At 33.5% G+C, this 14,168-nt stretch carries 13 protein-coding genes; 5 read left to right on the plus strand and 8 right to left on the minus strand.

The window, feature by feature from the left end:
• Positions 1–23: 23 nt before the first annotated feature.
• A complete protein-coding gene (locus ASF10_RS10755) occupies positions 24–710 on the plus strand; it encodes a zinc metallopeptidase (RefSeq protein ID WP_056248758.1) in 687 nt (228 codons plus the stop codon).
• A 163-nt stretch (positions 711–873) separates the two neighbouring features.
• Here the strand turns inward: ASF10_RS10755 and ASF10_RS10760 are convergent, their stop codons facing one another.
• The 3 genes from ASF10_RS10760 to ASF10_RS10770 form a co-directional block, all read right to left on the minus strand.
• Entirely contained in the window at positions 874–1,344 is a 471-nt protein-coding gene (locus ASF10_RS10760; protein ID WP_007811264.1) for an Lrp/AsnC family transcriptional regulator, read from the minus strand.
• A 156-nt stretch (positions 1,345–1,500) separates the two neighbouring features.
• Entirely contained in the window at positions 1,501–2,250 is a 750-nt protein-coding gene (locus ASF10_RS10765) for a uroporphyrinogen-III synthase (protein ID WP_041518659.1), read from the minus strand.
• A 14-nt stretch (positions 2,251–2,264) separates the two neighbouring features.
• The gene (locus ASF10_RS10770; RefSeq protein ID WP_056248761.1) at positions 2,265–2,957 is read right to left on the minus strand and encodes a DUF4271 domain-containing protein; all 693 of its coding nucleotides are present in this window, start codon (positions 2,955–2,957) and stop codon (positions 2,265–2,267) included.
• Between the two features lie 106 nt (positions 2,958–3,063).
• Between ASF10_RS10770 and ASF10_RS10775 the strand changes: the two genes are divergently transcribed.
• The 3 genes from ASF10_RS10775 to ASF10_RS10785 are packed head-to-tail and all read left to right on the plus strand — an operon-like array spanning position 3,064 to position 5,629.
• A complete protein-coding gene (locus ASF10_RS10775) occupies positions 3,064–3,789 on the plus strand; it encodes a polyprenol monophosphomannose synthase (RefSeq protein WP_056248764.1) in 726 nt (241 codons plus the stop codon).
• Between the two features lie 10 nt (positions 3,790–3,799).
• Positions 3,800–5,140: a dihydroorotase gene (locus ASF10_RS10780; RefSeq protein WP_056248766.1), complete on the plus strand. Its 1,341-nt coding sequence runs from the start codon at positions 3,800–3,802 to the stop codon at positions 5,138–5,140.
• A 9-nt stretch (positions 5,141–5,149) separates the two neighbouring features.
• Complete coding sequence (locus ASF10_RS10785; RefSeq protein WP_056248768.1) at positions 5,150–5,629, plus strand: DUF4296 domain-containing protein; 480 nt, start codon at positions 5,150–5,152, stop codon at positions 5,627–5,629.
• A 2-nt stretch (positions 5,630–5,631) separates the two neighbouring features.
• Here ASF10_RS10785 and ASF10_RS10790 read toward each other — a convergent pair whose 3' ends face one another.
• Entirely contained in the window at positions 5,632–6,633 is a 1,002-nt protein-coding gene (locus ASF10_RS10790; protein ID WP_056248771.1) for an NAD-dependent epimerase/dehydratase family protein, read from the minus strand.
• Between the two features lie 193 nt (positions 6,634–6,826).
• Here ASF10_RS10790 and tyrS point away from each other — a divergent pair, with 193 nt between their 5' ends.
• On the plus strand, positions 6,827–8,122 hold the full coding sequence (gene tyrS, locus ASF10_RS10795; RefSeq protein WP_056248772.1) for a tyrosine--tRNA ligase: 1,296 nt from the start codon (positions 6,827–6,829) through the stop codon (positions 8,120–8,122).
• Between the two features lie 196 nt (positions 8,123–8,318).
• Here tyrS and ASF10_RS10800 read toward each other — a convergent pair whose 3' ends face one another.
• The 4 genes from ASF10_RS10800 to ASF10_RS10815 all read right to left on the minus strand — a co-directional run bounded on the left by ASF10_RS10800 (position 8,319) and on the right by ASF10_RS10815 (position 14,086).
• The gene (locus ASF10_RS10800; RefSeq protein ID WP_056248775.1) at positions 8,319–9,299 is read right to left on the minus strand and encodes an acyltransferase; all 981 of its coding nucleotides are present in this window, start codon (positions 9,297–9,299) and stop codon (positions 8,319–8,321) included.
• A gap of 142 nt (positions 9,300–9,441) precedes the next feature.
• Positions 9,442–9,786 (minus strand): T9SS type A sorting domain-containing protein, encoded by a 345-nt coding sequence (locus tag ASF10_RS10805; RefSeq protein ID WP_056248778.1) that lies wholly within the window; start codon positions 9,784–9,786, stop codon positions 9,442–9,444.
• A gap of 107 nt (positions 9,787–9,893) precedes the next feature.
• A complete protein-coding gene (locus tag ASF10_RS10810; RefSeq protein ID WP_056248781.1) occupies positions 9,894–11,090 on the minus strand; it encodes a hypothetical protein in 1,197 nt (398 codons plus the stop codon).
• A 221-nt stretch (positions 11,091–11,311) separates the two neighbouring features.
• A complete protein-coding gene (locus ASF10_RS10815) occupies positions 11,312–14,086 on the minus strand; it encodes a TonB-dependent receptor (protein ID WP_056248783.1) in 2,775 nt (924 codons plus the stop codon).
• Positions 14,087–14,168: the final 82 nt, after the last annotated feature.

Raw genomic sequence — 14,168 nt, forward strand, 5'->3', positions numbered from 1 at the left:
AATCAATCAAAAAAAATAAAAATATGGGAAGTGGATATTTAATACTCGCTGGAGCAATTATGTTATTCAGCTGGATTGTAAGTTCAAAACTAAAAAGCAAATTCGAATTATACTCTAAATTGCAATTAAGAAACGGCATGAGCGGGGCTGAAATTGCAGAGAAAATGTTAGCCGATAACGGAATTACTGATGTTCGTGTTATTTCGACTCCGGGTCGATTAACAGATCATTATAATCCTGCAGATAAAACAGTGAATTTAAGTGAAGCAGTTTACAATCATCGCAATGCGGCTGCGGCTGCCGTTGCTGCGCACGAATGTGGTCACGCGGTTCAGCATTCTATAGGATACGAATGGCTTACTTTGCGTTCTAAGTTGGTGCCGGTTGTAAGTATCGCATCAAATTATGTACAATGGATTTTACTGGCTGGAATTTTAATGATTCGAACTTTTCCGCAATTATTGTTAATTGGGATTGTGATTTTTGCCGCCACAACATTATTTACCATCATAACTTTACCTGTAGAATATGATGCGAGTAACAGAGCGCTTGCGTGGTTAGAGAACAAACACATGTTAACAATGGAAGAACAAGCCGGAGCAAAAGATGCTTTAAAATGGGCCGCAAGAACTTATGTTGTAGCGGCTATAGGCTCTATCGCCACATTGCTGTACTATATCTCGATTTATTCCGGAAGCAGAAGGAACTAATTAGATAATGTGGTAATGTGCCAATTAGACAATTAGACAATTAGATAATTAGATAATTAGTCAATTAGACAATTTGTAAAGCCGGTAAGTTTTTTAAAACTTACCGGCTTTTATTTTATAGATTTTCAAAATTATCTAATTATCTAATTGACACATTATCTAATTACAATTGTATTTGCCTGTCAATTTGCTGATCTAATGAAATGAACGTTTCTGTTCTTGAAACTCCTTCTATGGCTTGTATTTTTGTATTTAAAAGCTGCATAAGGTGTTCGTTGTCACGGCAAATGATTTTTATCAAAACAGACCAGTTTCCTGTTGTGTAGTGACATTCCAGAACCTCTGGAATCTTTTTTAAATCTTTTACGGCTTCAGAGTTTCTGGAAGCTTTATCCAGATATACGCCAATAAAAGCCATTGTATTATAGCCAAGGACTTTTGGGTTTACGGTAAATTTAGAACCTGAAATAACGCCGGATTGTTCCAGTTTTTTTAAACGTTGGTGAATCGCCGCTCCTGAAATGCCTATTTTATTGGCAATTTGCAAAATAGGTTTTCGGGCATCATCCATCAAGTAACGAAGGATTTCTTTGTCGATGCCGTCAATTTCAATTAAAAGAGAGTTGATTTTCATAACAGTTATAATTTGAAACTAATTTTAGTTATTTGGTTTTAGTTAGAAATCAAATGTACTCAAAAGGATTTAAAAAGAAAAATTCCAAATCTCAACGTGTAAAGTTGAAATTTGGAATCTCTTATCCCGAAATTCGGTAGTATTTTATAAAAGGAATTATTTTCCTTTGTTAGCTTCTGCGATATATTTTTCTAAAGCCATTGTCATAGAAGGAGTTTCAGGAGTTGGAGCAAGAATATCGATTCTTAAACCATGATCAAGAGCTTCTTTTTGAGTAGTGCTTCCAAAAACAGCAATTCTGGTATCGTTTTGTTTAAAATCAGGGAAGTTTTTAAACAATGATTTGATTCCGGTTGGGCTAAAAAATGCTAAAACATCATAATAAACATCAGCAAGATCAGATAAGTCACTCATTACCGTTTTATAAAAAACAGCTTGTGCCCAATCTACTTTCAGATTGTTTAATGTTATAGGAGCATCAGCATTTAATTGGTCAGATGCTGGGAGTAAGAATTTTTCGTCTTTGTACTTTTTGATAAGAGGTGACAAATCCGCAAAATCTTTTGCTCCAACGTAAATCTTACGTTTTCTATACACAACATACTTTTGCAGGTAAAATGCAACAGCTTCAGATTGGCAGAAATATTTCAATCCTTCAGGAACTTTATAACGCATTTCATCTGCTACTCTAAAAAAATGATCTACCGCATTACGGCTTGTCAAAATTATTGCAGTATAATGATTAAGATCGATTTTTTGTAATCGAATCTCTTTTGCATTAACCCCTTCCACATGAATAAATGGTCTGAAATCAATTTTTATTTTGTGTTTTTGTTGGAGCTCAAAGTAAGGAGAATTTTCCACTTTAGGTTCAGGCTGTGACACCAAAATTGTTTTCACTTTCATATTATAAACATTTTCTAAGCACTCCCTTTTGTAATCCAATAATAGAGAAAATAATAAGGGGCTATTTCAAGAGCGCAAAGATATAAAATAAAATAAAATAACTTACTGATTATTACGTTTTGATACGTTTTTATTGAAATAAAATATGAGTATAAGCTGATACATAGCGAAATACCTATGATTACCAGTGGTATAATTTTAGGAATATTGTCATAATAAAACAAAATAGCATTAATAGGAAGGACCAAAACGCCTATATAAGTTCTGTAAGTGACTTTTTGTAAGTTAAAAAGATCAGCAAACTCATCAATGTTGAAAGAAGTTGCGATGATTTTCTCGATTAAAAACTTAGCTAAAATAAAATAAAGCAAAAATGTAGCAATCTGAATAAATAAGATCCAGTCGGTTTTTAGAACGCTGTAAGTTCCCGTTTTAGGATCCTCTGAAAAAATATGCATCGTTAACTGAATAAAGAATGCATACGAAATTACCTGTACGAAAAACAAACCCACTGTAAAACTGCTTTTTAAATGGTTGTTGTCCCGATAAATTTTTGCGTATTTGTCTGAAAAAATAAGCTTGCTGAATTCGCTAAATCTAGTCTCATAAGCTGATTTAGTCATAGCAACAACGGCAAAGGTCAACACAAATAAAAGTGTCGCCCAGTCTTTGTTTTCGATAATTCGAGGATGAAGGTGTTCAATCATAACGATACAAAATTAGTAATTTTTTGTGTCAATACTTTTATTATATATTTATTATGAATCAAATGCTATAAAAAGTTTACTTTTGCGATGAAATTTACGCAGAAAAATGAATGATTGTATTGTCATAATTCCCACTTACAACGAAATCGAAAATATTGAAAGTATAGTTAGAGCTGTACTCTCGCAACATAAACCTTTTCATCTTTTAATTATAGATGATAATTCGCCTGACTTTACGGCAAATAAGGTAATTGCATTGCAGGAAGAATTTCCGGACAGGTTGTTTTTAGAAAAAAGAGCTAAAAAATCAGGTTTAGGAACCGCTTATGTTCACGGTTTTAAATGGGCTTTGGAACGCAAATACGATTACATTTTTGAGATGGATGCAGATTTTTCTCACAATCCAAATGATCTTGAAAAATTATTTGATGCTTGCCATTTTGGCGGAGCAGATCTGGCTATTGGTTCTCGTTATGTAACGGGTGTAAACGTTGTAAACTGGCCGTTAAGCCGTGTTTTAATGTCTTATTTTGCATCTGTTTACGTGAAGTTTATTACCGGAATGAAAATTCATGATGCTACAGCAGGTTTTGTTTGTTATAAAAGAGAAGTTCTGGAGAAAATAAATCTTAACAAAATTAAATTTGTGGGTTACGCTTTTCAGATCGAAATGAAATACAGAACTTATTGTGCTAAATTTGAAATTACTGAGGTTCCTATTATCTTTACAGACAGAACTAAAGGCGTTTCGAAAATGAGCAATGCCATTATCAAAGAAGCTATTCTTGGTGTAATTTCACTTCGATTAAAAAAATTAGTCAATACCTTATAATACCACGACGATGAACAGGATTTTAATAAAGAATGCTAAAATAGTAAACGAGGGATCTATTTTTGAAGGTGATGTCTTGATAGAAAACGACTTAATTGTTGAAGTTGCGGATAGCATTAGCTTAAAAACATCCGATTGCAAAGTAATAGATGCCGAAGGAAGTTACTTAATTCCGGGTGCAATTGATGATCAGGTTCATTTTAGAGAACCGGGATTAACGCATAAAGGTGATATCGAATCAGAATCAAGAGCTGCCGTTGCAGGAGGAATTACTTCTTTTATCGAGCAGCCAAATACGGTTCCTAATGCGGTTACTCAGGAAATATTAGAAGATAAATATCAAATTGCTGCAGTAAAATCATTTGCGAATTATTCGTTTATGATGGGAGCAACCAATGATAATCTGGAAGAAGTTCTAAAAACAAATCCAAAAAACGTTGCAGGAATCAAGATTTTCTTAGGTTCTTCGACAGGAAATATGCTGGTTGATAATGAGGCGACATTAGAAAAAATATTCTCAAGTACGCCTATGTTGATCGCTGTTCATTGCGAGGATGAAACTACAATCCAAAATAATCTTGCAGCTTTTAAAGAGCAATATGGAGATGATGTTCCGGTAACGGCGCACCATTTAATCCGTAGTGCAGAGGCTTGTTATATTTCGTCTTCTAAAGCTGTGGCGCTTGCAAAAAAAACGGGGGCGCGTTTGCATATTTTTCATCTTTCGACTGCGAAAGAAATGGAATTGTTTTCGAATAAAATTCCGTTGGAAGATAAAAAAATTACCGCTGAGGTTTGCGTGCATCATCTTTGGTTTACGGATGAAGATTATAAAACAAAAGGAAATTTCATCAAATGGAATCCCGCTGTAAAAACTGCCGAAGACAGAGCTGAACTTTGGAAAGCTTTAAATGACGGAAGAATTGATGTAATTGCTACAGATCACGCACCGCATACTAAAGAAGAAAAAATGCAGTCGTATTTAAATGCACCTTCTGGAGGTCCATTAGTTCAACATGCCGTTGTAGCAATGTTTGAAGCGCATCATCAGGGAAAAATTACTGTAGAAAAAATCGTGGAGAAAATGTGCCACAATCCGGCTAAAATTTTCAAAATAGAAAAAAGAGGTTTTATAAAAGAAGGTTATTTTGCTGATTTAGTAATTGTAAATCCAAGCTTGCCATGGAGCGTAAAACCAGAAAATATTTTGGCAAAATGCGGATGGTCCCCTTTTGAAAATTATACTTTTAAATCAAGAATCACTCACACTTTTGTAAATGGTGAATTGGTTTATAATAATTTTAAAGTAAAAGACATTCGTAACGGAAAAAGATTATTGTTTGATAGATAAAAAGCTGAAATGAAGAATTTTATAATAATAGTATTGGTTTTGTTTCTTTCTGTAAGTTGTAAAAAGGATGTGATCAAACAACCTGCAAAACTTATTGAGAAAGGAAAGATGATTGATATTATGTATGATTTGTCTCTTTTGGATGCGATGAAATATCAAAATCCGTTATCATTAGATTCAGTTGAAACTGATCCTACAAAGTTTATTTTGAAAAAATATAAAGTGGATAGTCTTCAGTTTGCGCAAAGCAATATGTATTATGCGACTGATTATGAAACTTACAAAGAAATGTTTGATGAAATAAGCAAGAGATTAGCTGTGAATCAAAGAGCGACAGACTCGATTGTAAAAATTGAAGATAAAAAAGCAGCAAAAGAAAAGAAAAACAAACCAAAAGATTCGATTAAAGATGCTGTTAAGAAACCTTTGAAACAACAAGTAAATATCGATTCAATAAAACAATTAATACAATCTAAAAAAAAGAGATAGTTTTATAACTTAGAAACGTCCTTTATGTATTGATGTACATCTAAAAAAACCGTTCCCAGAGCGGTTTTTATTTTTTCATTTGGGTACAGGTTTTTAGAATAAGAAGCTTTTGCAGTAGCTTTTGTAATTCTTCTTTTCTGGAAAAATAAAGTTGAAAAAATTCCATCAGCAATCCATAGAAAATTCATCAATAACGGCCTAGCATGAATGCTTGGTTTTTTTACTTTTAAGGCATCAGCCATAGTATTGAGAATATCACGAAAAACAATATTTTCGGCAATTAAAGTAAAGCGCTCGTTTTTGATATCGCTTTTCATTAATTCGCGTGCAATTCTCACAACATCGGTTATCGTTATAAAACCAGTGCTTCCCAGCGTATAAAACGAAAGTCCGTTTGCTACTTTTTGGTACAATTCGCTGCTTCCCTGTTCAGGATTTTTTGTTTTAGGAATTGGTCCCAGGATCACACCCGGATTTATAATGATAATGTCTAAACCTTCCTGGAGCGCACGCCAGACTTCCATTTCAGCACCATATTTAGAAATGGCATAATCGCTGTGTGGTTTTTCCGGATTCCAGTCTGTTTCTTCGGTAATATAGGTTTCATGTGGTGCGATATCTCCTAAAGCAGCAATAGAACTTACAAAGCAAAACTTCTTAATTCCTTTGGCAATAGAAAAATTGACCATATTCGCAGTTCCCTCAATATTGGTTTTTCGAAGAGATTCTTCGTCTTTGGGATCAAAGGATATTAAAGCTGCACAATGATACACATAATCAATATCGATAAAAGCATTTTCTAAAGAAGGAACATCTAAAATATCGGCTTCAAGCCAATTGATTTTTTCGAATAAATCTGCTTTTTTATACAATTCAAAAACCGCTTTTGTTTTTTGAATCTTGTTTAGATTTCGATAAATAGCACGGACATTTTCTCCACTTTCAATTAAATGAAGTAATAAATGTGCGCCAACTAAACCTGTTCCTCCAGTTACTAATACCATTTTGTAAAGATAAGTTTTTGTGTGAAAGGGGCAAAGTTGCAAAGGTTTTTTAAAATAAAGTTTCAAACAAGCGAAGGAACAAAGGGACAAAGTTTTTACCATTGCCGTTGAATTTGATTTTTGTTATTGATATTGTCAATGCTTTTTGACATTGCCGTTGTCATTGTTTATATTTGCACAAATTATTTTAAAAATGAAGAATCTAGTTGAAGAATTAAAGTGGCGCGGGTTATATCATGATAGCATGCCAGGAACGGAAGAACAATTGCTTAAAGAAGTAACTACGGCATATATAGGTTTTGATCCAACGGCAGATTCACTACATATTGGTAGTATGGTTCAGATCATTTTATTGGTTCATTTAAACAGAACCGGGCATAAAGCTATCGCATTGGTAGGTGGCGCAACCGGAATGATTGGTGATCCATCTGGAAAATCTGACGAAAGAAATTTGTTGAACGAAGAAACTTTGGCTAAAAATGTTGCGGGAATAAAAAGTGTTTTGTCTCGTTTCTTAGACTTTAATTCAAAAGATGCAAATGCTCCGGTTATGGTGAATAACTATGACTGGATGAAAGAATTCTCGTTTATTGATTTTGCCCGTGAAGTTGGAAAACGTATTACGGTAAATTATATGATGGCGAAGGATTCAGTAAAAAAGAGATTTGCCGGAGAAGGCGAAGGAATGTCTTTTACAGAGTTTACATATCAATTAATTCAGGGTTACGATTTTTATCATTTATATAAAAACAACAATTGCGTTCTGCAAATGGGAGGTTCTGACCAATGGGGAAATATCACCACAGGTACAGAATTAGTGCGCAGAATGGGAGGGGAAAATGCTAAAGCTTTTGCTTTGACAACGCCTTTGATAACAAAAGCTGACGGATCTAAATTTGGAAAATCTGAAGGTGGAAACGTTTGGTTAGATGCTGATAAAACTTCCGTTTATAAATTTTACCAGTTTTGGGTTAATTCAACTGATGTTGACGCTGAGAAATACATTAAAATCTTTACTTTTTTAGATAAAGAAACAATCGACGCTTTAATCGAAGAGCATAAAACAGCTCCGCATTTAAGAGTTTTACAAAAGAAACTGGCTGAAGAAATTACAATCTTTGTTCACTCTGAAGAAGAATTAGAGAAAGCAATTCAGGCTTCGAATATTTTATTTGGAAATTCTACTGCAGATGATTTGAAGAAATTAGATGAAACTACTTTTTTGGAAGTTTTTGATGGAGTTCCGCAAGCTGAAATCGTAAAAGCAGATTTAGAAAACGGATTGGATATTGTTACTGTTTTAAACGAAAAAACGGGTTTCTTTAAATCAAACGGAGAAGCAAGACGTGCATTAACGGCAAATTCAATTTCTGTAAACAGAGAAAAAATAAAAGAAGATTTTGTATTGACATCAAATGATTTAATCAACAATCAGTTTGTGTTATTACAAAGCGGAAAGAAAAATTATTTTGTGATTAGAGTTGTTTAACTGTTAATCGGTTAATTGTTTAATCGATCTATCAGAATCTTTAAATTAAATATATATCCCAATGTTCTAAAAGAATGTTGGGATTTTTTTATTGAAAAAAAATCATTCCATAGGAATGTTTCGTTGGTAGAATTAAAATTTGGTTTGCAGTTTTATGCGTTCAATTAAGCGATTAAACAAATAATCAATTAAATGTTTACAGAACCATCAAATTACAGCCACGAATATCCGAATTATCAAAACGTCCTAATACCTCGAAAGAGTTGTTGGGATTTTTTTTGCCTAAATCCTGTGTAGCGATAAAAGAACAAGAGTTGATGTTGGCTAAATCGATCACATTTATTCCGCCGGTTTTTCCGTCTTTTACGTAAGTAAGAGCGTCTTCTGGATCGCGAATTAAAATGTGCATCCATGACGGACATTCAAAAACGCCTTCGCCTAAAGAATAGGCTTGTCCTAAAAGTTCAGTCATTCCATATTCTGAATGAATTGCTGTAACTCCAAAACCTTTACAAAGTTGTTCGTGCAATTCTTCACGAATCATTTCTTTGCGTTTTCCTTTCATTCCTCCAGTTTCCATAATAATGGTATTCTGAAGGTTAAATTGATGTTTTTCAATCAAATCTAATAAGGCATAAGTAACACCAATTAAAATCACATTTTGTCCGGATACGTCAAGAGCTGTCAATTTTTTTATTAGATCGTCGTGATTGTGTAAATAAAAACCACTTTCAGGCTGATTGGATAGTTTTATTAAATCTTCGACCATGTAAATTAGCGAAGATCCATCGCGTTCAAGATAAGACGGTAAAAGGGCTAAAACAACGTAATCTTCGATATTGCCATAGAATTGAGAGAAACCGTTGCGGTAACTTTCCTCATATAGGGAAACATTGGTCACTATATGCCTGCTTGTAATCATTCCGGTTGTTCCGCTGCTGGTAAAAGTTACCTGAGCCGGATCGTTATTAGAAACTACGTCATGACTTTTGAAAAACTGAATAGGCAAAAACGGAATTTGCTCCAATGATTTTACCTGTTGTGGGTTGACTTTCAAGAAATAACAGAAATCACGATATACGATATTTTTCTCATGTTGAAAACGAAATACTTTTAAGGCTATTTTTTCAAATTGTTTATGACTCGAAATCGTAAATATATCGCTGGCTGTGATCAAAACTTTTTTTTTGCAAAGATATTGTTTTTAGTTTTCAGTCGCAGTTTTCAGTTGCAGTTTTTGGCATGTAATGAAACTGAAAAAGTGAGACTGAGACTAAAACATAAAAAAAAGCTCCTGAAAAGGAGCTTTTTTTTATGTTTTATCGAATGATAAGTTTTCGTGTTGCAGAAGTGTTGTCTTCGCTTATTTTTATAATATAAACGCCGGGTACAAGATCTGATACATTTAGTTCTCGTGAAGTTAAATGTGCCTGAAGCACTTTTTTACCCAGGATATCAAAGATTATAATTTCTTTTTCTAAATCATTTTTAGAGGAGATATATACTTTTCCGCTTGTAACGGGATTAGGGTACAAGCTTAAACCCTCAATAGTAGTTGCTGTTGCATCCTGAGGTTTTGGTAATTGCTTACTCTCTTGTGCCGAAACACCCAGAGTAAAGAAAAAAGCCAATAAGATTATAATATAAAAGTAGTTTTTTACCATCGCATTGTTTTGATTAATGTAAATATACAAAAAAAAATACAAAAACTACGCCAAAAAAAAAACATCCTAATATTTAGGATGTTTTTAACATTTTATGTGTGAAGTGATTAGAAACCAACTGACCAGCTAGCAGCCCATGTTGGAGCTAAAACTCCGTTACCAGCACCAGTTGCAGTAGCTGATTCTGTAAATATAGCAGATACATCAGCAGTTACTCCAGATGTAGCAGGAGCTACAGCAGTTTTCTTTCCTTTAGATTTTGCAGGTACATCAGTAACAAATAATACGTTTGATACTTTTAAAGCTGTTCCAACGAAAGCAATAGTTTCGTCATTTTCAACATCAATACCAGTTGCCCAAGAGCTTAAAACTACATTTGAGATGATTCCTTTAGTTCCTCTTCTTAATTTGATAGCTTGGTTTTCTGCAAAGTTAGCAACAGCTGCAGTACTTCCAGGTCCAACAAGAGATAAATTTGTGATAGTAGGGTTAGCGATTGGAGTGAAAGCGTATCCAAATTCAAAGTTATCAGCTTCGATTCCTCTGTTTCCTTTTCCAAAATCTAATTTACCATACCAGTTAGTGTTTGTTCCATTCCATCCTTCAGTCCAGTCAAATTGATCATCTTCGTTACCGATAGAGATTAAGTTTGAAGTATTTACAGATCCTCCGAAGAATTCAAATCCGTCATCAGCACCGTGGTAAGCTTCTACGTATTCAACAGTTGTTCCAGAACCAACTCCAAAAAACGAAACACCATTAAATTCTTTTTCAGAGTTAAAAGCAGCTCCAGCGTACTCAATTCTTAAATATCTGATAGATCCTGAGTTATCAGCAGCATTAGTTCCTCCGTAAGTTAATTCAGCAACTTCAGATGTAGCTGTACTTGCACCACCACTTACACGGTTGATTGGCGCTTTACCACAAATTACTAAACCACCCCATTTACCAGCTTCTTTTACAGTAGCAGTCATAATAACTGGTTTTGCAGCTGTACCATTTACGTTGATTTTTCCTCCTTGTGCGATTGCTATATAAGATGCAGTTCCGCCTGTACCTTCAATAGTTGTTCCAGCAGGAATTGTTAGAGTTGCTCCGTTTTCTACTTTTATTGCACCTGTTAATTTGTAAGTTTTAGATGCATCAAGTACTACCTCACCATCAGCGATAGTTCCTTTAAAGTTAGCAGCATCAGCAACAAATGTTGAAGTTGGTGCTTTTTTATCGTCATCACTAGAACAGCTTGTAAGCAAACCTCCTGATAAAGCAATAACTGTAACGAAATTTAAAATTGATTTTTTCATAATCGTTTTAATAATTTTTTTTGTGTTTAATTTCTTGTTGCAAAGATGGATTAGAAATCTTTTTTAGATGTTAAGTAACTGTGATTGTTAGTTTAATAAAAAGTAGTTTTTATATTAAGTAAACGTTAACGGCTTAACATGTGATTTAAAGTGTAAAAACAGTCCATAAAAAAAGACAGCCATAAAGCTGTCTTTTTTACTAATTCAAAATATCTGTTTATTTAAAACTCATAGCTAAATTGCAAGCTTAAGTTTAAACCTTTTTTGTAGCTCAAAACATTTACGTCTCCGGATTGGTTTTCCTGAACTCTGTTTACAGTTGGATCAAGAATGTTTTTTACGACTAAACCAAGACCGTAGTTTTTGCTTAATTTAGATTTTGCAATGAAATCTAATGAACCAACTGCTTTATCAACTAAGTCACCTTTTTCTAGTGTACCAATTGCATTTACTCGGTCAGAGAAATAATTGTAAGCTAAAGTTGTAGTAAGGTTGCTGTTTTTGTCATTCCATTCGTTGTAGAAAGATATATCAGCATTTAATAATAAAGGAGAAGCTCCAGTAAATTTACCTGTTTTATTAGTAAAAGTAGTTGGACGGGTTCCGTTAGTTTCTTCAAGAACCTTTTCGTCATTTAGTTCTTGTTTGCTGTATAAATATGATGCATTAAGACCACCAGTTAATCTTTTTGTGTTTTCGCTGTCAAAATTAAAAAGTACTTTTTTGTATTCTAATTCAGCTCCGGCAACATAACCATAATCTCCTGAGTTTACATAAGAAATATCATTTGTAGAAGAGTTAATGATAACTTCATTGATTGGGTTCAGGATATATTTTCCAAATGCAGTTAGAGAAACAACTTCATCACTTTGTGGGAACATCTCCCATTTTAAATCTAAGTTATAATCATCTGAAGCATATAAAAATGGGTTACCAACTTTAGCTTGTAAAAATTCCTCATAGATAAAAGGAGATCTTTCTTTGAACTGTGGTAATGTATAAGTCTTGCTGAATCCTAAACGTAAATTTTGTTTTTCGTTAAGTTCATATTTTAAAACTAAACTTGGCAAGAAAGCTGTTTTTTCTAACTTATCGCTTCCTCCATCAGGATCTAATTGTGTGCTCCATTCAACATTTTGAGTAATAACTTCTGCTCTTAATCCTAAAACAGCAGTAAGCTTAGTATTAAATTTGTATTCTGTATTTAAGAATCCGCCATTAATAGTTAAATCTCCACCGTAAGTTTGTGGGTCAAGTGCATTTGAAACTTCTGGACCTCCACGGAAAGTTGAAATCGTGAAAAAGTTGTTTGCAAAATTTTGTTGGTTGTAAAACAAATCCAGGTTGTTTGGGTCAACAATGTCACCAGTATGAGACACTGGAGATGTTGTTGTTTTAAGATTAAATTGAGTTGCCTCAAAATCTCTGTTTTTAAATCTTCCGTTATATCCTGCAGTAAATTTTCCTTTATAATCTCCTTCGTCGTTTTTGTTAAACTTGTAATTTACAGATAAATTTGCCGCTAATTCATTTTCTTTCAGATCTTGAAAGTAACGGTTGTTATTTGGTGCAGACTGAGAGTTGATTACATATGCGCCATCAATTTTATTTAATGTATTGTAAGTTCTGTCCGGAATGCTTTGGTTTACTATGTTGTAAGAACCTCCCCAGTTAAGAGTACTTCTGTCTGTTAATTTATGTTCACCTAATAATTGGTTTACCCATAAATCAGTTTTTTCATATTCATTTCTGCGAATGTATCCGTTTCCTTCATTTGCTAAGTCAACAATATATCCTGAAGATTCTTCTTTCTTTTGTGCAGATGTGTTAATGTACAAAGAGTTGAAGTTGATTTTGTTATTGTTGTTGATTTTGTATCCTGCATTAAACATACCAGTTGTATTGGTGCTGTATGCCAGATATTTATAATCTAAGTCTTTTCCGGCTACACCAGCAGCATTTACACTTCCTTTTGCAGTTCCGTTTGTTCTTGAAGAATAATCATTGGTAAAAGAAGCAGTTCCGAAGATGTTGATTTTTCCTTCTTCTCCAACATTAAAGGTATCACCACCAGAAATTCCTAAAGAACCTGCAAGTGGAGTTTTTTTCTCAAATTGCAATGTGTTAAAACCATATTGATTAAGAGGATTGTTTGGAATTTCGGCTTTACTAAATCCAAAAGAATTTGGACCTTTTTGTAATGTAAAGTTATTTTCTCCAACAGCGTTTGTGTTTATTTTTGATTCAGCATCGATTTTGAAAAAACCATTTCCTTTGTAATCTTTAGAAACGATATCAACATTTCCTCCGGCAAAATCTCCAAAAAACTTACCATTATAAACCTTGTCAATAGATACGAACTCAATAATGTCGGTTGAGAAAATATCTAAATTAATGTTTTTCTTTTCAGGATCGTTAGATGGTATTGGTAAACCATTCATAGTAGTAGAGTTGTAACGGTCACCTAAACCTCTAACAAAAATATTACCAGTTCCTTCTTGTTTAGTAATACCTGTAGTTTTTACAACAGCATTGGCAACATCACTAACTCCTTTTTTAGAAAGTTCTTGTGCTCCAATAGATTGTTTTATATCTACTGCATTTTTTTGTTCTAAAAGTAATGCAGATTCTTTTTGTCTGTTTACGGCTGATGATTTTACAACAACATCCTTAAGAGTATATCCGCCTGATGAAAGCACCTGATTAACTGTAACAGTTTCATTTGCTTTAACAATTACTGGTTGTTCTACAGATTCATATCCAACGAAACTAAAAATAATAATATAATTTCCCGGATTTACATTCAACGAATATTTTCCGTCGATGTCAGTGTTTGCGCTAATGTTTGTACCTTTAAGTAGTACATTAGCAAAAGGTAAAACTTCATTGTTCGTTTCTTTGTCGGTTAAAACGCCAGAAATTGTACCTTTGTTCTGGGCGATAGAAATCGTACAGATAAATAATGCAATAAATAGAAATTTTAAATTGAATTTCATTTCAGTGTTGTGTTTAATTTATTTTTGTGCAAAGAAAGAAACGCTGTGTAAAGTTCATGTTAGGCACTTGTTATGTTTTTGT

This window comes from Flavobacterium sp. Leaf82 (assembly GCF_001422725.1).
Lineage (GTDB): Bacteria > Bacteroidota > Bacteroidia > Flavobacteriales > Flavobacteriaceae > Flavobacterium.

Bases quoted from the DNA above. Each gene is read 5' to 3' on its own strand.
- ASF10_RS10780 (WP_056248766.1), top strand. From the start codon at position 3,800: ATGAACAGGATTTTAATAAAGAATGCTAAAATAGTAAACGAGGGATCT.
- ASF10_RS10785 (WP_056248768.1), top strand. From the start codon at position 5,150: ATGAAGAATTTTATAATAATAGTATTGGTTTTGTTTCTTTCTGTAAGT.
- ASF10_RS10760 (WP_007811264.1), bottom strand. From the start codon at position 1,344: ATGAAAATCAACTCTCTTTTAATTGAAATTGACGGCATCGACAAAGAA.
- ASF10_RS10775 (WP_056248764.1), top strand. From the start codon at position 3,064: ATGAATGATTGTATTGTCATAATTCCCACTTACAACGAAATCGAAAAT.
- ASF10_RS10805 (WP_056248778.1), bottom strand. From the start codon at position 9,786: ATGGTAAAAAACTACTTTTATATTATAATCTTATTGGCTTTTTTCTTT.
- ASF10_RS10770 (WP_056248761.1), bottom strand. From the start codon at position 2,957: ATGATTGAACACCTTCATCCTCGAATTATCGAAAACAAAGACTGGGCG.
- ASF10_RS10815 (WP_056248783.1), bottom strand. From the start codon at position 14,086: ATGAAATTCAATTTAAAATTTCTATTTATTGCATTATTTATCTGTACG.
- ASF10_RS10755 (WP_056248758.1), top strand. From the start codon at position 24: ATGGGAAGTGGATATTTAATACTCGCTGGAGCAATTATGTTATTCAGC.
- ASF10_RS10765 (WP_041518659.1), bottom strand. From the start codon at position 2,250: ATGAAAGTGAAAACAATTTTGGTGTCACAGCCTGAACCTAAAGTGGAA.
- tyrS (WP_056248772.1), top strand. From the start codon at position 6,827: ATGAAGAATCTAGTTGAAGAATTAAAGTGGCGCGGGTTATATCATGAT.
- ASF10_RS10790 (WP_056248771.1), bottom strand. From the start codon at position 6,633: ATGGTATTAGTAACTGGAGGAACAGGTTTAGTTGGCGCACATTTATTA.
- ASF10_RS10810 (WP_056248781.1), bottom strand. From the start codon at position 11,090: ATGAAAAAATCAATTTTAAATTTCGTTACAGTTATTGCTTTATCAGGA.